This window comes from Pseudomonas sp. LH1G9 (assembly GCF_002949975.1).
Lineage (GTDB): Bacteria > Pseudomonadota > Gammaproteobacteria > Pseudomonadales > Pseudomonadaceae > Aquipseudomonas > Aquipseudomonas veronii.
Window position 1 is genome coordinate 3628890 of sequence record NZ_CP026880.1, and the last position, 16334, is coordinate 3645223.

Here is a 16334-nt window from a genome sequence, read left to right on the forward strand (position 1 = left end):
TGGCGCCCCGCCAGCGCGGCTGGGGGGCGCATCAATGTTGTTCTAGGGTTCGAGTTGCACAACCAACGCCCGCGGGCGATGGGAAAACAGTTGCAGCAGCGCGCCGCCCAGGGCGCAGCCGGCCATCACGAAAAAGCACACGGTGTAGCCATGCAGCGTGGTCCAGCCGCCGCCCATCGCGATCAGGCTGCCCATCAACACCGGCGCCAGGCCGCCGCCGATGAACATCGCGGTGGTGATGATGCCGTTGGCCGTGGAGGTGGCCGACGGCTCGGCCGAGTCGCAGGCCACCGCGTAGTAGATCGGCCAGACCGCATTGGCGACCAGGCCGAACAGCAACTGCACGACGATGATCAGGGTCAGGGTGCTGGCGAAGTAGAACGCGCCGACACTGGCGGCCATCCACAGCCCGCAGATGATCAGGGTGGTACGGCGGCCGATGATGTCCGACAACGACGGCCACACCAGTTGCCCGAGAATCCCGGTCAGGGTGAACACCACGCTCATCCCCGCCGACTGCGCCAGCGACAGCCCGACGATGTTGTAGAGGTAGGCCGGCAACACGATATTCACGCCCATGTACACCACCTGCGTGAGCAGGGTGTTCCCCGCCGTCAACGCGATATTGCGGTTGCGCAGGGTGGCGACAAAGGTGCGCCAGGCGTCGCCCTTGATCTGGCTGGCCGGGGCATTGTCCGGTGGCGTCATGCCTTTGGCGGCGATGTCGACGTACAGCGCGGTGATACGTTCGGCCGTGGAATACCGCGCCCAGAAGATCATCAGCGGCAAGGCCACCACGAAGGCGAAGAAGAACACGTAGCGCCAGTTGTCCTCGCCGAAGGTGCTGATCACAAAGCTGGCGACGATGCCGCTGAGCATCGCGCCGATCGGGTAACCGGTGTGGTGCGCGCCAAGGGCAAAACCGCGGCGTTCCACCGGCCACCATTCGGCGGTGTTGCTCACGCCCACCGGTTCGCCCCAGCCCGCGCCGAGGTTGACCCCGACACGCAGGGCGATAAACGTCGCGAGGTTGCCGCTCAACGCCTTGAACCCGGACAAAAACGAGATCGCCGTGTAGCCCAGCACCAACGGCACCTGGAACCGCGCGCGCTTCCAGCCGCCGCCGTAGCGGTCGCTCCACATCGAACCCGGGATATCCAACAGGGCCAGGGCGAGCATGATCACCGTGGCCACGGTGCCCCACTGATCGGCGGACAAATCGAAATGCTTGGAGATGGTCGGCCCCAGGCGCAACACGATCTCACGGTCGTAGGCGTTGAGAATCCAGATCATCCAGCAAACCAGCAGCGACACCCAGGAATGCCGGTGAATGCTGCGCAGCGACGCTTTTTTTAAAGTTGCCATGAGCCTCTCCAGGCGCGCGAGGGCGCGCACTGACACAAGGTTGCGAAGGAATGTTGCTGATCGAACACACGCGCTAGCTGGCGAACCGTCGCTCGGCTATTCCTTGCACGCCCAACCCGGTAATGGCGAACAGCGCGCCGCGCTGCTGGCCGTCGTGCGGAAAACGCGGCAGCGGCGGCTTGGCCATGGAGGTCACAAACAGGGTGTCGAGGTTCGGCCCGCCGAAGGTCAGGCTGGTGACCTTCTTCACCGGCATTTGGATGATCCGGTCGACGTGACCATCGGGGGTGTAGCGCACCAGCTTCCCGGCATAGACCAGGGCCTGCCACAGGCAACCTTCGGCGTCCACGGTGCAACCGTCCGCGGCGCCGCCACCCGAGGTGTCGACCTTGGCGAAGGTGCGCCGGTTGCTGACATTGCCGCTGGCGAGGTCGTAGTCATAGGCCCAGATCTCGCCCGACCAGGTGTCGCAAAAGTACAAGGTGTCCCCGGACGGGCTCCAGCACGGGCCATTGGAGACGATGATGCCTTCGTCCAGGGTGTGCAGGCGCAGGTCCGGGTCCAGGCGGTAGAGTCTGGCGCTGGCGCGGTCTTCCTGGGTGTCCATGGAACCGAAGACAAAGCGGCCCTGGCGGTCGACCTTGCCGTCGTTGAGACGGTTGTTCGGCAGGTGCGGTTCAGGGTCTTCGATCAGCGCCAGTTCGCCACTGGCCAGGTCCAGAGTGTGTACGCCATTCTGCAGGGCGACGATGGCCGCCGCGCCGTTGTGGCGCAGGGCCATGGAGCCGATTTTCTGGCCCACGTCCCAGGCACGCAGTTCGCGGCCGTCGTCGGTGCAACGCAGGATGCGGCCGTCGGCGCTGTCGATCCAATACAGCCGCTGTTGTTCGACGTCCCACACCGGGCCTTCGCCCAGGGTGGTCTTGACGTCCACAAGCACTTCGATACGCATGGTGTGATCCCCTTATTGTTGTTGTGCGGGATTCGGGCCGCGCCAGCACGCGGCCGTGTCGTCGGTTAGAAATTGACCTGGTCGCGCCCCTTGAGCCCGAGGATGTCCCGCGCTTCATCCGGCGTGGCGACGCGATGGCCGAGGGCTTCGATCACGCTGCGAATGCGCCGTACCTGATCGGCGTTCGAAGCGGCCAATTTGCCCGGCCCGTCCCACAACGAATCTTCCAGGCCGACCCGGGCATGGCTGCCCATGGACAGGCCCATGGTCGCCAGCGGAATTTGCCCACGTCCGGCACCGAGGATCGACCACACATAATCGTCGCCAAACAGGCGATCGGCGGTACGACGCATGTGCGCCAGGTCTTCCGGGTGCCCGCCGATGCCGCCGCGCAGGCCGAACACCGATTGGATGAACAGCGGCGGCTTGAGCAGGCCACGCTCCAGGAAGTGCGCGGCGGTGTAGAGGTGGCCGATGTCGTAGCACTCGATCTCAAAACGGGTGCGGTTCTCGGCGCAGGAATTGAGGATGTGGGCAATGTCGCGGAAGGTGTTGCGAAAGATCCGGTCGTCACTCTCTTCCAGGTATGGACGCTCCCAGTCGTGCTTGAACTCGGTAAAGCGGTTGAGCATTTCGTACAGGCCGAAGTTCATCGAGCCCATGTTCAGCGAGGCCAATTCCGGCTTGAACTGCATCACCGGCTGTAGGCGTTCTTCCACGCCCATGGTCGGCGCGCCACCGGTGGTGATGTTGATCACCACATCGCTGGCGGCCTTGATCTGCGGCAGGAATTCGGCGAACAGCGCGGGGTCCTGGCTGGGGCGGCCGTCGTTGGGGTCACGGGCATGCAGGTGAACAATCGCCGCGCCGGCTTCGGCGGCGCCGATGGCGGCGGCGGCAATTTCCTCGGCAGTGATGGGCAAATGCGGCGACATCGACGGCGTATGGATGGCACCGGTCACGGCACAGGTAATGATCACAGGACGTTTTTTGGACATGACGATTCTCCGACTTTTATTCTTATGAAAAAAATCCTGGGTACAGCTCGGGGTTCTTCCTTGGCGACTGGCGCCGCGTCCTACAGGTACTCGACGTTACCGTCGACACTGATCGCCTGGCCGGTCACGTTGCGGGCGGCGGGCGAACAGAGGAACAGCGCCATGGCCGCGACGTCTTCGGCGGTGACCATGCGCTTGAGGGAAATTTTGTTGAGGTATTCCTGGCGCATCTCGGGTTCGGGTACGCCGACCTGCTCGGCACGGGCGCGAATCACCGCGTCCATGCGCGGGCCTTCGACGATGCCGGGCAGCAAGGCATTGACGCGGATGTCACTCTCGCCCAACTCCGAGGCCAGGGATTTCATCAGGCCGACAATCGCCCACTTCGTCGCCGCATACGGCGTGCGCCACGCGTAGCCCAGACGCCCGGCCACCGAGGCGATATGCAACAGATGGCCGTGGGACGATTGCTTGAGCATCGGCACCGCATGGTGGGCAAAACGGTATTGCGCGGTCAGGTTGATGTTGATGGTGGCTTGCCATTCGGCGTCGCTGATCGCGTCGATACCGCCAGTGGGGCCGGCGATGCCAGCATTGTTGACCAACACGTCGAGGCCGCCGAAATGCTCGCGCTGCACCTCGAACACCGCCGCGATCTGCGCGGCATCACTGACATCGGCGCGGGTGGCGACGCTGCCTGGGTATTTGTCGCGAAACGCCGCCAGGGCCGGTTCGCTGACATCACACACATGCACCTGGGCACCGGCCTCCAGGTACGCCGCGGCCAACACTTCACCGATGCCGGCAGCCCCACCGGAAATCAATACACGCAACCCAGGATAGGGCTGTAGCCGCTGTAGGACACTCATGCACGTTTACCTCCTGAAGCAGACGACCGCGAACGGTCGTTCTTGACGAGCAGGCGCGCCAGGGAATCGGCGGCCTGCATGATGTCATCGGTCACCGCCGCCCGTGCGCCAGCGCCGTCGCGGGCGGCCAGGGCTTCGACGATGCGCGTATGCGCCTCCATCGAGCGTTGCAGGTGAGCTTTATCGGGGGCGACCAGGGCAAAGCACGGCCCCATGTGCAGCCAGAAATTCTCCACGGCGGCCATGGTCAGCTCGGCCTGGGCCACTGTGTAAATCCGGCGGTGGAAGGCGAAGTTGGTCCACAGGTAGCGCGACACATCGACTTCGTCGGCGGCGTGCTGCATTTGCTGGCACAGGTCGGTGATTTCGTCGAGGTCGGCTTTTTTCAGGAGCAATACCGCCTTCTCGGCCAGCAAGCCTTCCAGAGCAACCCGCGCATCGCGGATTTCGCGCAGGCGCTCGACCGTCATCATGCGGACCCGCAGACGCGAGGTTTCGGTGACTTCAAAGGCGTTTTCGGCGCTGAGGCGTTGCAGGGCTTCGCGCACCGGCATCGGGCTGGAGCCGAGCGCTTCGGCCAGGCCACGGATGGTGAGTTTCTGGCCAGGCTGGAAACGGCCACTCATCAACGCTTCGCGGATCTGGCGGTAGACCTGGTCTTGCAAGGTATCGCGGGACACCTGGCGCAGGGTGGGCAGGAGGAGCGGACCATCTGTCATGAGGCAAACCTGTGTTGTGGTTCTTATGCCCCCAATATGTGATCACAAATCAAATATGTCAAATAGTTTGCCTCTTCCCGAGGAACGCCCGTTGCACATGTGGGAGCGGGCATGCCCGCCCCCACCGATCACGCATCAGGGTTTCAGCGGAATTTCCCGATCCCGCTCCGAAAGCTCCGTGCCGTCGTCGGGATGCTTCCAGGTCTGCGGCTTTTCTTCCTCCAATTGCCGCCTGCGTCGCTCCTGCTCCCGTTCGTCCCGCTGTTTCTGTTCGTCAGTCATAGGCACCCCCGACCGTAAGAATTGGTTACGCCTGCAAGCATAGAACAAGGACGCCGCCGTGGGTCTGCACCGACCACTGATAATCAAAACGCATCAATAGATCAAAAATATTCACTTATCATTTCTAAATGTGTCAGCCACTATCCTTGGCCTTAAGCGAAACAAGCACTTTAAAAGAACGCTGGAGACACAAAAGCATGACTAGCCCTACCCGCCCCGACTCTGCCCGTTCGAAAATTGGTGCGGTTTTCCGCGTTACTTCGGGCAACTTCCTCGAACAGTTCGACTTCTTCCTGTTCGGCTTCTACGCCACCTACATCGCTGCCGCGTTCTTCCCCGCCGCTAATGAGTTTGCGTCATTAATGATGACCTTTGCCGTGTTCGGCGCGGGCTTCCTGATGCGTCCGTTGGGTGCGGTCATCCTGGGTGCCTACATCGACGATGTGGGGCGGCGCAAAGGGTTGATCGTGACCCTGGCGATCATGGCCAGCGGTACGCTGCTGATCGTGCTGGTGCCGGGTTATCACACCATTGGCCTGTGGGCTCCGGCGCTGGTGTTGCTCGGCCGTCTGCTGCAAGGCTTCTCGGCCGGTGCGGAACTGGGTGGGGTGTCGGTGTACCTCGCTGAAATGGCTACCCCCGGCCGCAAAGGTTTCTACACCAGTTGGCAGTCGGGCAGCCAACAGATCTCCATCGTGGTCGCCGCCGCGCTGGGCTATGGCCTGAACGTGTGGATGCAACCGTCGGTCGTGGCCGACTGGGGCTGGCGCATTCCGTTCGCCGTCGGTTGCGTGATCATTCCGTTCATCTTTGTGCTGCGGCGCAACCTTGAGGAAACCGAAGAGTTCGCCAACCGCAAACATCGCCCGAGCATGCGTGAAGTGCTGGCGACCCTGGCGAAAAACTGGTCTGTGGTCATCGGCGGCATGTTGATGGTGGCCATGACCACCACCGCGTTCTACCTGATCACCGTGTATGCGCCGACCTTCGGCAAGACCGTGCTGCAACTGACCACGTCCGATGCGTTGCTGGTGACCCTGTTGGTGGCGATCTCGAACTTTGTCTGGCTGCCCATCGGCGGCAGCCTGAGCGACCGCTTCGGGCGTAAACCGGTGCTGGTCGCGATGACCGCGCTGACGGTGCTCACGGCTTATCCGGCGCTGTCCTACGTGGTAAACGCTGCGAGCTTTGCGCATATGCTAGAAACCCTGCTGTGGTTCTCCTTCCTGTACGGCATGTACAACGGCGCGATGATCCCGGCGCTGACCGAAATCATGCCGGTGGAAGTGCGCGTGGCGGGCTTCTCCCTGGCCTATAGCCTGGCGACTGCGATCTTCGGCGGTTTCACTCCGGCGATCTCCACCTGGTTCATTCACATCACCGACGACAAAGCTTCGCCGGCCTACTGGTTGATGTTCGCGGCCCTGTGCGCCCTGTGCTCGACCCTCGCGCTGTATCACCGCGCCAATACCCGCGGGCAAGTCATGCTCGAGGCGGCGCAATGAAAGCGCTGTCGCAAACCCTGACGGCCCTGGCCCTCGGTGCCCTGGCACTGACGGCCCAGGCCGAACAACTCAAGGTGATGACCTCCGGTGGCTTCACCGCTGCCTACAAGCTGCTGGGCCCGCAATACGCCCAGCGCAGCGGCGACACCCTCGACACCGTCCTCGGCCCGTCCATGGGCAAGGCGCCGGAAGCGATTCCCAACCGCCTGGCCCGTGGCGAACACGCCGATGTGGTGATCATGGTCGGCTACGCCCTGGATGAGCTGATCAAACAGGGCAAGGTCGACAAAGCGTCCCGCGTGGAACTGGCGGATTCGCGGATCGGCCTGGTGGTGAAAGCCGGCGCGGCCAAACCGGCCATCGGCACCGATGCCGAACTCAAAGCGGTGTTGCTCAAGGCCAAGTCCGTGGCGTATTCGGACAGCGCCAGCGGCGTGTATGTCGAGAAGGAACTGTTCAAGAAACTCGGCATGCCGGCCAAGGGCACCATGATCGAACGCATCCCCGTGGCCGAACAGGTCGCCAAGGGCGACTACGAGGTGGGCTTGCAGCAGGTGGCGGAACTGTTACCGGTGCCGGGGGTGACTTACGTCGGCAAGATCCCTGAAGACGTGCAATCGGTGACGCGCTTCGCCGCGGGTATTCCGGTCAACGCCGAACACCCGGCGCAGGCCAGGGCGCTGCTGCACTACCTGGCCTCGCCCGAGGCGCAAGCAGTGGTGCAATCCACCGGCCTGGACTCGGTGTCACGCTGACCGAAACGGCAGCTCCCGCACCAACCGCTCCAACTCCAGCGCCGCTGGCGGCAACGTCCGCCCGCGGCGCTTGATCAAGCCCACATTGCGCATCACCTGCGGTTCCACCAGCGGCACACTCAGCAGGATCGGGTGTTCAGTGCCCGGCATGGCAATCGACGGCACCATCGCCACACCCAGCCCCGCCTCGACCAAGCCGATCATGGTGGTCACGTGGTGCGTCTCGCAGATACTCGGCTTTTTCACCCGCACGCCGCGCAGGGCCTGGTCCAGCAGAAAACGGTTGCCCGAGGTTTTGTCCACCGTGATGTAGTCATGCTCGTAGGCCTCGGCCCAGCTCACGCTGGCGCGCTCGGCCAGCGGGTGATCGCGGCGGCAGGCCAGCACATAACGCTCCTGAAACAGCAACTCGAACTCCACCTCATCGGCCAGGCTGCCGCTGAAACTCACGCCGAAATCCGCCTCGCCGCTTTCCACCGCATTGCACACCTCGCCGGCACTGGCATCCAGCACCCGCAGGCGAATCTTGGGGTAGAGCTTGTGGAATGCCGAGATCACGTGAGGCATGAAGTAATACGCGGTGGACGGCACACACGCGATGGTCACATCGCCCATCCGCGTGGAGGCGACGTTGCTGATGCCCATCAGCGCGATGTCGAGGTCGTCGAGGATACGCTCGACCTGCGGCAGGAAGGCGCGCCCGACCATGGTCAGGCTGACGCGGCGCGTGGTGCGCTCGAACAGCTTTACGTCGAGGGCGGTTTCGAGCTTTTCGATGCGCCGGCTGAGCGCTGGCTGCGAGATCCGGATGGCATCGGCGGCGCCGCGAAAACTACCTTTGTCTACTACGGCGCGAAAGGCTTGGAGGTCGTTGAGGTCGAAGTTGATGATCACGGTAGGAAGCCAGTGGGAATCGGGATGGAGGGCATTATCGTATGGCAGGTGACGGGGCGCCATGTGCGTAAGGACCGGCGCCCGGATACGCCAGGTTGTCAGCATGAAACTGCGCAGTATGGCGCGTTTCGACGGCCTGCGAACCTGTCAGGAATGACAGTACCGCTGGTCTTGCGCAGTGTTGACGACGGGCTGGCGCGGGGCTTTTATTAAGCATGTCGCACTGCGTCGGTGCGCAGTAGGACATCAGGGTTTAGAGGATACGAACAATGAGCGACAGACAGAACGGCACGGTGAAGTGGTTCAACGATGAAAAAGGCTATGGGTTCATCACTCCGGATAGCGGGGCTGACCTGTTCGTACACTTCAGGGCGATTGAGGGCACTGGATTCAAATCATTGAAAGAAGGGCAGAAAGTCAGCTTCGAAACGGTAAAAGGGGAAAAAGGCATGCAGGCGGACAAAGTCCAATTGATCAGTTGATAAGCCTGCGACTCACCGCGTCACCCCGCCCACCCTGGGCCATGTATTGCACTGAAAATGGAGAACGGCCATGTCCAGAAAGACTCCACAGACTGCAATCTTCATCAGCAGCGAAACTGCCGCCCACGATGCACAGGACGTTTTCTTTCGCAGCAGCACCGCCCAGGGTGGTCGGGTGCTGCGCGAAGGGCAAACCGTCACCTACGAATTGGAACGGGGGCCGGGGGGCGAGTGGCAAGCGGTCAATATCAGGATCGTGGAAGAACCGACGCTGAATTAGCGCCATCCTGCGCGCCGCCACTCGCGGCGCACTTCACTACAGCTGAAAGCGTGCCACCGCCTCGTTCAGTGCGACCGCCAGTTGCGCCAGTTCCCGGCTCGCGCCGTTGATCTGCCCGGCGCCGGAAGACGATTGCGCCGACAAGTCGCGAATGTTGACGATGTTGCGATCGACTTCCTTGGCGACCTGGGCCTGCTCCTCGGCGGCGCTGGCGATGACCAGGTTGCGCTGGTGAATCTGGTCGATGGAATCGGTGATCTGGCTCAAGGCACCGCCGGCGCCCTCCGCCAACGCCAGGGTGTCGGTGGCGCGTGCGGTGCTCGACTGCATCGAGGTCAGTGCGTGGTCGGAACCCGCGCGCATGGCGCTGACCATCTGGTCGATTTCCAGGGTCGATTGCTGGGTGCGGTGCGCCAGGGCGCGCACTTCGTCGGCCACGACCGCAAAACCGCGTCCGGACTCCCCGGCCCGCGCCGCTTCGATGGCGGCATTGAGGGCCAGCAGGTTGGTCTGCTCGGCGATGGAGCGAATCACGTCGAGTACCTTGCCGATATCCCGCGACTGCTCGGCAAGGTGTTGCACCAGGGTCGAGGTCTCGCCGATGTTGCTGCTCAGGGCTTGAATCGCGCTGACCGTTTCGCCCACGCGATGCTGGCCTTCGCGCGCCGTTTCATTGGACACCCGCGTGGACTCGGAGGTGGACACCGCGTTGCGCGCCACCTCGTCAGCTGCGGAAGTCATCTCATTGACGGCAGTGGCGGCCAGCTCGATTTCCGCGGTCTGCTTTTGCAGGCTGCGGCTGCTTTGATCGGTAATGCCGTTCAGGTCGGTAGCCGACGACGCCAACTGCCCGGCCGACTGGCGAATCAGCTGCAAGGTGCCGCGCAGGCTGGCTTGCATACTCTGCAGCGCCACGAGCAGGCGGGTCACTTCGTCGTCGCCGGTCACTGCCACCGTTTCGGTCAGGTCGCCACGGGCGACGTTTTCCGCGGCCCGCACCGCATGGCTCAGCGGGCCGACGATGCTGCGTGTCAGCAGCCAGGCCAGCGCCACGGTACTCAAGGCGGCCAGGAGCACAAAGCCGAAGACCATCGTGCGCGAACGGCCATACTGCGCCTCGGCCGCCTGCCCCTGTTGGTTGATCTGCGCGTTGTAGTAGTCGGCCAATGCGTTGAGCTGGGCACCGGAGCCATCGACCACGGTTTTCATATCCACCAACAGCAACTTGTTGAGCTCAGCCCCCTGTTGCTGGTCGGCCAGCGCAAACGAGCGGGTCAGCCCTTGCTGGTATTGGCGCAACGAGACCTGGAACTGCTCATACAACGCGCGCACTTCGGCGCTGTCGATCACGGCCTCGAGGTCGGCCAGCTTTTTACTCAGGTCCTGGCTGCGCGTGTCCATCTGGCTGCGGTACTGCGGGATGCTTGCCGGGTTCGGGTCCAGCGCCATGCGCAAAGAGATGGTCCGAATGCGCAACATAATCTCGCGGATATCCGAGACCAGACGCATTTTAGGCACCAGCCCACGCTCGACCTGGACCGCACTTTCACGAATGCTGGCCATGTTCGAGAGCGCAAAAAAACCGAGTACGGCCACCAGCAAAGCAATCAGGGCAAAATCCAGGCCCGCGCGACGGGCGATGGACAGGCTACGTAAGGACATTTTTCGAGGCTCTCTTATTAGTGATCAGATGTCATACAAGAGCATTTCGGCCGCCAGGATCAGGACTTTAGAGACGTCATCCATTTCCCCGCGTGCGCCTGCGATCAGTCATGCAGGATTACAGGGAGATTTGCGTATGCGGAAAAATCCCTGCACGGGAAAGAACCTGATCTCTCCATCTGAAACGAAAAAGCCTGCAGAACGCTCGGTTCAGCAGGCTTTTCGCTGCGGGCATCGGTTAACCGCCCTCAAGCGCACCCGCACGGGGTTGACGCTCGAACCGCGACTTCACACGCCTTGTCGATCCATCGACTACTGACAAGTCCCACCTTTGTGATGCGACCCCGTGCCCCCGACCGGATGTGTCCCCTTCGGACACGCTGCGGCAAAAAACGGGCTACACGCCAACACCACCAAAACCCCGACCAATAACAGCTTCTTCATACCATCCTCCGTGATCGTCACGACATATGATGGCATAAAGATATCACACCTCCACAAAACCGATACTCGGTTACTTCGCCCAAGCCTGCGGGCCACTGAAGAACGCCTGCGCATTGCTGTCCAACGTCTCCAGGTGATACCCGCCCTCCTGCACGATCACACAGGGCAACCCCAGGCCGCGGATGCGCTCACCCAAGCGCGCAAACCCGTCCCGCGTCACCGCGACTTTACTTTGCGGGTCCAGTTCGTAGATATCGAAGCCCAGGGAGAGCACCAGCACATCCGCAGAAAAGTCCTTCAGCGCCTTGAGGGCCAGTTCGAGCTGTTCAAAGAACACCGCCTCGCTGGCACCGTGGGGCATCGGCAGGTTGAGGTTGAAACCTTCGCCGGCCGCGTTGCCGCGCTCGTCGGCAAAACCGGCGACAGCCGGGTAGAAGTTGGTCGGGTCGCCGTGGATCGACACGTAGAGCACGTCGTCGCGGTCGTAGAAAATCTCCTGAATGCCTTGGCCGTGATGCATATCGGTATCCAGCACCGCGACGCGCTGGAAGCCTTCGCGCAACACCTGCGCCGCCACCGCGGCATTGTTGATGTAGCAGAAGCCGCCCGCCGCATCGAAGCGTGCGTGATGACCGGGGGGGCGACACAGCGCGTAGGCGGCGGGCGCGCCATCGAGGACGGCCTTGGCGGCAGCGACGGCGCTTTGGGCCGACCAATAGGCCGAGCGCCAGGTCCGTTCGCCGACCGGGCAACTGCCATCCGCCAGGTAGCGTGCGGCTTGGGCGAGGATGCCGCGCAGGGCGTTGGGTTCACGCACGAAGATGTTGGACATGACTTCGTCGCCCCACTCTTCAGGGATTTCCTTCCAGCGCGGGTAAGCCTCCTGAAGGAAGGTCAGGTAGGGCGCAGCGTGTACCGCCAGCAGCGGCTCAAGGCCGTGGTCCTCGGGTGACACAATCTCAAACCCCAGGGTTTGCGCGGCCCGCAGCAGGTTGCGGGCGCGCTCGGGGACTTCCTGCGGCGTTCGCATCTGACCACGGGAGTAGTAGCTGCGCGGATGATGCAGGAGTTGTTCGGGGTGGAAGAACGTTTGCATGGGAATCTCCTGAGTGAACACGCTGCCGGTGGGCGCTGGCTTGCCTGCGGCCCGGCAGGTCGTCTTCAGTCGTCCTGAATGAGGCGGTCAGTTGGCTTGGCCGGCACGTTTCAACACGGCGTTGAGTAAAACATCGGCGCCCTGGCGCACGTCCTCGGGCAGTACGTCTTCGGCTTCGTTGTGGCTGAGGCCGCCGACGCAGGGGATGAAGATCATCGCCGTCGGGCAATAGCGTGCGAGGTGGATGGCATCGTGGCCGGCGCCGCTGACGATGGGCTGCTGGCTGTAACCCAAGGCGTCCACCGCGGCTTGCACGCAGGCCACGCATTCGGCGTCGAACGGCGTCGCTGGGCTGACCCAGTGAGGGCTGATGGTGACGCTCAGGCCGCGCTTCTGCGCGATGGCCTGCAAGCGCGCCCTGACCTGCTGCTCCATCGCCTCAATGTCGGCGTCGCGGTGATGGCGCAGGTCGACGGTGAAGGTCAGCAAACCGGGAATGGTGTTGCGCGAAGACTTGACAATGCTCAACTCGCCGACGGTGGTGAGGCCCTGGGGGGCGAAATCCATGGCGAGGCATTCCAGGGCCTGGATCATTTTCGCGGCGCCATACAGCGCGTCCTTGCGCAGCGGCATCGGTGTGGTGCCAGCATGCGCGGCCAGCCCTTCGACCCGCACATCGAGCCAGCGAATCGCCTGGCCACCACTGACCACGCCGATGCTCTTGGCGTGGTCCTCAAGGATCGGGCCTTGCTCGATATGGGCTTCGAAATACGCATCCACCGCCCCGCCCAGGGCACGCTCGCCGTGGCAGCCGAGTGTGCGCAAGGCGTCGGCCACGCTGATGCCGTCGGCATCGGTGGTGGCCAGGGCTTGGTCCAGCGCCAACGTACCGGTGAACACGGCGGAGCCGAGCATGGCGGGGGTGAAACGGGCGCCCTCCTCGTTCGTCCATACCGCGATTTCCAGCGGCTTGCGGGTCTGGATGCCATGGTCGTCGAGGCTGCGCATCACCTCCAGGCCGGCCAGCACGCCGTAGACACCGTCAAAGCGGCCGCCTTCCGGCTGGGTGTCGAGGTGACTGCCGATCATCACCGGCGCGGCGTCTTTATCCGTACCGGCACGCCGGGCGAACAGGTTGCCGATGGCGTCCATGCTCAAGGTCAGCCCGGCGGCCTTGCACCAGTGGCTGAACAGCTCGCGACCGGCGTGGTCTTCGGCGCTCAACGCCAGGCGGCAACTGCCGCCGCGCGCGGTCGCGCCGACTTCGGCCATGGCCATCAGGCTGGCCCATAAACGCTCACCCTTAATCTTCAACATTGCACCCGCTCCATTAAACACCAGGGGCCATTTCCAGACGGTGGGCAGTGGCGTGGCGGCGCGACAAGGCCAATACGCTCACCAGCGAGACCGCCGCGATCAGGCTGTAAAACACTGCCATCGGCCACCATTGGCCTTGGTATTCGTGGGCCAGCCAGGTGCCGATCAACGGCGTCAGGCCACCGGCCAGCGCACCGCACACCTGATAGGCCAGGGAAATCGCGGTGTAGCGCACGCGGGTTTCAAACAGGCCGCTGACAAAGCCCGCGATCACCGCATAAAACGAAGCCATGCACACCACCGCCAGGGCGATGCCGAGGATGATCAACGGCGCCTCACCGCTGCTGACCAGCACGAACATCGGGTAAGGCGACGCCATCGCCAGCACCGTCATCGCGCAGAGGAAACGCGTGGCGCCGACCTTCTCCGCGACCCAGGCCGCCAGGGGCTGTACGCAGAACTGGATGATGGCGACGACGAACAGGCACTCCAAAATCAACGAGCGCGGTAGGCCCAGTTGCTGAGTGCTGTAGGCAATCATAAAGGTGTTGGTGAAATACACGCCGGCGATACCCAGGGTGTTGGCACCGATGCACAGCAGCAGCGGGCGCCAGGCGGTCTTCAGCACCTCGATCACCGGGGCCTGGTCCGGCTTGAGCGCCCGTGCCTTTTCGGCCAAGGCTTTGTCTTCGAGGAACTCAGGCGACTCGTTCACCCCCAGGCGAATCGCCAGGCCAACGATCAACAGCAAGGCGCTGGCCAGGAACGGCAGGCGCCAGCCCCAACTGAGCAGGTCTTCTTCGGGCAAACGGGTCACCGCGCTGAACGCCAGCAGCGACAGAATCAAGCCCGCCGGGCTGCCCAACTGAGCAAAGGAGGCAAAGAAATTGCGGCGGCCCTTTGGCGCGTGCTCGCCGGCCATCAACACCGCCCCGCCCCACTCGCCACCGACGGCGATGCCCTGCACGATGCGCAACAGCACCAGCAGGACCGGCGCCGCGACGCCGATCTGTGCGTAGCTCGGCAACAACCCGATGCACACCGTGACCACGCCCATCATGACCAGAGTGATCACCAGCGACTTCTTGCGGCCGATGCGATCGCCGATATGCCCGAACACAATGCCGCCCAGCGGCCGCGCGAAAAAGCCCACGGCAAAGGTGCCGAACGCGGCCATGGTGCTGAACAATTTATCTTCGGAAGGGAAAAACAGCTGACCGAACACCAACGCGGCGGCGGTGGCGTAGATATAAAAGTCGTACCACTCGATCATGGTGCCGATGAAAGCGGCGGCCGCAGCACGGCGAGGCTGGGGCGAAGCGGAAGGCTTCATGGGGCGGGCTCCTTTGGTTATTTTTTTGGCAGGAGAAAGGTCGAACGCATGCGCTCTGATGGCGCTTGTTGAGGGTGATTTATCGTCGCGGGGCTATGATTAGTCAATTTTCTATTTATTATTCCAATTATAAATCCTGCTTATTATTGAGCCGCGCCATGCCCGAAACCCGTCGCGATATTCACCCGCTGCTCAACGACCGCCTGGACTGGAACCTGCTACGCACCTTCCGCGTCATTGGCCAGGAACTGAGCATCAGCCGCGCCGCCGCACGCCTGCACCTGACTCAGCCGGCCATCAGCCAGGCCCTCAAACGCCTGGAAGAACAACTCGACTGCCAACTCATCGCCCGCCGTGGCCCGCGCTTCGTACTGACCGAGGCCGGCGAACAGATCTTCGCCATCGCCGGCGAGATGTACGGCCAGGTCTCGCAGATGAGCAACGCCCTGCAAAAACCCGGCGATGAAGTGATCGGCAAAGTGCGCCTGCTGATGATCAGCCGCATCAACTCCAACACCTTCGATGAGTTCCTGGCCGAGTTTCACCGCGAACACCCGCGGGTCGACCTGGAGGTCGAGGTAATGCGCAGCTCCGACATCGTCGCCGCCCTGCTGGAAAAAACCGCCACCCTGGGCCTGAGCCTCAACCGCCGGCCACAGCCGCGCCTGGAACAACATCTGTTCCTGCACCAGCGCTATGGTTTTTTCTGCGGCAAACACCACCCACTGTTCGGCCGCAGCGGCTTGGCCGAAGGGGACTTGCAGTCGGAAAACTTCGTCAGTTTTACCAGCGACCAGATCGGCGGGATGCTCTCGCCGTTGACCATATTCCGCGATCAGCAGGGGTTCAGCGGGCGGATCGTGGCGTCGTCTTCCAGCTTGGAAGAAGTGCGCCGCCTGGTTATCGCCGGGTTTGGCCTGGGCTGCCTGCCGATTCATGTGGTGGCGGAGGATGTGCAGAACGGACTGCTCTGGCGATTACCGCCGGATGAGGGGATTGCGGATGTGGATATCCATGTGTTGTGGCATCGGGAGCAGAAGATGAGTCGCGCAGAAACAGTGTTTATCGACAGTTTGTTGGCTCGTCTGGCGCGGTAGTCGAATGTATTCAGCGATTTATCAGACGGTTCTCTCAGGCGAACTCAATAGGGCCTTGGCTTGTTCATTCTGGACTTCGGCGAACTTTGTAGACTCTTTCCTCGTCAACTAAAGTTCAGCTCGTTGAAAACATTGTTTTTGCTTCGCCAATTAATGACACCTGTCACACCGGCCAGGCCGAACTTTAAAAAAGCTCATCAACACCAACGAACACATCCCTGATGCATTCATCTAGCAGCAGGAACAGGAATAACATCATACGTTCCTATACTTAATGAAGCGTA

General features: G+C 62.5%; 16 protein-coding genes and 1 pseudogene. 5 read left to right on the top strand and 12 right to left on the bottom strand.

Annotation, left to right across the window (positions count from 1 at the left end):
* Positions 1-42: 42 nt before the first annotated feature.
* From C5F70_RS16820 to C5F70_RS30835, 6 genes are all read right to left on the bottom strand, one after another.
* The gene (locus C5F70_RS16820; RefSeq protein WP_104903763.1) at positions 43-1365 is read right to left on the bottom strand and encodes an MFS transporter; all 1323 of its coding nucleotides are present in this window, start codon (positions 1363-1365) and stop codon (positions 43-45) included.
* 73 nt (positions 1366-1438) lie between these two features.
* The gene (locus C5F70_RS16825; RefSeq protein ID WP_017848721.1) at positions 1439-2317 is read right to left on the bottom strand and encodes an SMP-30/gluconolactonase/LRE family protein; all 879 of its coding nucleotides are present in this window, start codon (positions 2315-2317) and stop codon (positions 1439-1441) included.
* A 65-nt stretch (positions 2318-2382) separates the two neighbouring features.
* The gene (locus C5F70_RS16830; RefSeq protein WP_017848720.1) at positions 2383-3315 is read right to left on the bottom strand and encodes a 3-keto-5-aminohexanoate cleavage protein; all 933 of its coding nucleotides are present in this window, start codon (positions 3313-3315) and stop codon (positions 2383-2385) included.
* Between the two features lie 80 nt (positions 3316-3395).
* Positions 3396-4184 carry an SDR family oxidoreductase gene (locus tag C5F70_RS16835; RefSeq protein WP_026140238.1) on the bottom strand — a complete coding sequence of 263 codons (789 nt, stop codon included), beginning with the start codon at positions 4182-4184 and terminating at the stop codon, positions 3396-3398.
* Entirely contained in the window at positions 4181-4903 is a 723-nt protein-coding gene (locus tag C5F70_RS16840) for a GntR family transcriptional regulator (RefSeq protein ID WP_017848718.1), read from the bottom strand. The genes C5F70_RS16835 and C5F70_RS16840 overlap by 4 nt, the downstream gene beginning before the upstream one ends.
* Positions 4904-5038: 135 nt before the next feature.
* Entirely contained in the window at positions 5039-5185 is a 147-nt protein-coding gene (locus tag C5F70_RS30835; RefSeq protein ID WP_017848717.1) for a hypothetical protein, read from the bottom strand.
* Between the two features lie 197 nt (positions 5186-5382).
* Here C5F70_RS30835 and C5F70_RS16845 point away from each other — a divergent pair, with 197 nt between their 5' ends.
* Together C5F70_RS16845 and C5F70_RS16850 are read left to right on the top strand one after the other, a co-directional pair.
* Positions 5383-6690 carry an MFS transporter gene (locus tag C5F70_RS16845; RefSeq protein ID WP_046490376.1) on the top strand — a complete coding sequence of 436 codons (1308 nt, stop codon included), beginning with the start codon at positions 5383-5385 and terminating at the stop codon, positions 6688-6690.
* Complete coding sequence (locus C5F70_RS16850; RefSeq protein ID WP_104903764.1) at positions 6687-7445, top strand: substrate-binding domain-containing protein; 759 nt, start codon at positions 6687-6689, stop codon at positions 7443-7445. Before C5F70_RS16845 ends, C5F70_RS16850 begins: the two co-directional genes overlap by 4 nt.
* On the opposite strand, the gene C5F70_RS16855 is transcribed toward C5F70_RS16850, so the two are convergent.
* Positions 7437-8339, bottom strand: coding sequence for a LysR family transcriptional regulator (locus tag C5F70_RS16855; protein ID WP_017848714.1), 903 nt, complete (start codon positions 8337-8339; stop codon positions 7437-7439). The two genes, C5F70_RS16850 and C5F70_RS16855, sit on opposite strands and share 9 nt — an antisense overlap.
* A gap of 269 nt (positions 8340-8608) precedes the next feature.
* Here C5F70_RS16855 and C5F70_RS16860 point away from each other — a divergent pair, with 269 nt between their 5' ends.
* Positions 8609-8821 carry a cold-shock protein gene (locus tag C5F70_RS16860; RefSeq protein WP_017848713.1) on the top strand — a complete coding sequence of 71 codons (213 nt, stop codon included), beginning with the start codon at positions 8609-8611 and terminating at the stop codon, positions 8819-8821.
* A 70-nt stretch (positions 8822-8891) separates the two neighbouring features.
* A complete protein-coding gene (locus C5F70_RS16865) occupies positions 8892-9101 on the top strand; it encodes a cold-shock protein (RefSeq protein WP_017848712.1) in 210 nt (69 codons plus the stop codon).
* A gap of 36 nt (positions 9102-9137) precedes the next feature.
* Here the strand turns inward: C5F70_RS16865 and C5F70_RS31570 are convergent, their stop codons facing one another.
* The 5 genes and pseudogenes from C5F70_RS31570 to C5F70_RS16885 form a co-directional block, all read right to left on the bottom strand.
* Complete coding sequence (locus tag C5F70_RS31570) at positions 9138-10001, bottom strand: methyl-accepting chemotaxis protein (protein WP_370737569.1); 864 nt, start codon at positions 9999-10001, stop codon at positions 9138-9140.
* A gap of 42 nt (positions 10002-10043) precedes the next feature.
* Positions 10044-10763 (bottom strand): annotated as a pseudogene (locus C5F70_RS31575) (MCP four helix bundle domain-containing protein); the annotation flags it as partial.
* A 514-nt stretch (positions 10764-11277) separates the two neighbouring features.
* On the bottom strand, positions 11278-12303 hold the full coding sequence (locus C5F70_RS16875) for a histone deacetylase family protein (protein WP_017848710.1): 1026 nt from the start codon (positions 12301-12303) through the stop codon (positions 11278-11280).
* Between the two features lie 87 nt (positions 12304-12390).
* On the bottom strand, positions 12391-13620 hold the full coding sequence (locus tag C5F70_RS16880; protein ID WP_104903766.1) for a Zn-dependent hydrolase: 1230 nt from the start codon (positions 13618-13620) through the stop codon (positions 12391-12393).
* 13 nt (positions 13621-13633) lie between these two features.
* Positions 13634-14953 (bottom strand): MFS transporter, encoded by a 1320-nt coding sequence (locus tag C5F70_RS16885; RefSeq protein ID WP_046384359.1) that lies wholly within the window; start codon positions 14951-14953, stop codon positions 13634-13636.
* 158 nt (positions 14954-15111) lie between these two features.
* On the opposite strand from C5F70_RS16885, the gene C5F70_RS16890 reads away from it, so the two are divergent.
* Positions 15112-16050, top strand: coding sequence for a LysR family transcriptional regulator (locus C5F70_RS16890; protein WP_017848707.1), 939 nt, complete (start codon positions 15112-15114; stop codon positions 16048-16050).
* The last annotated feature ends 284 nt before the right edge of the window (positions 16051-16334 follow it).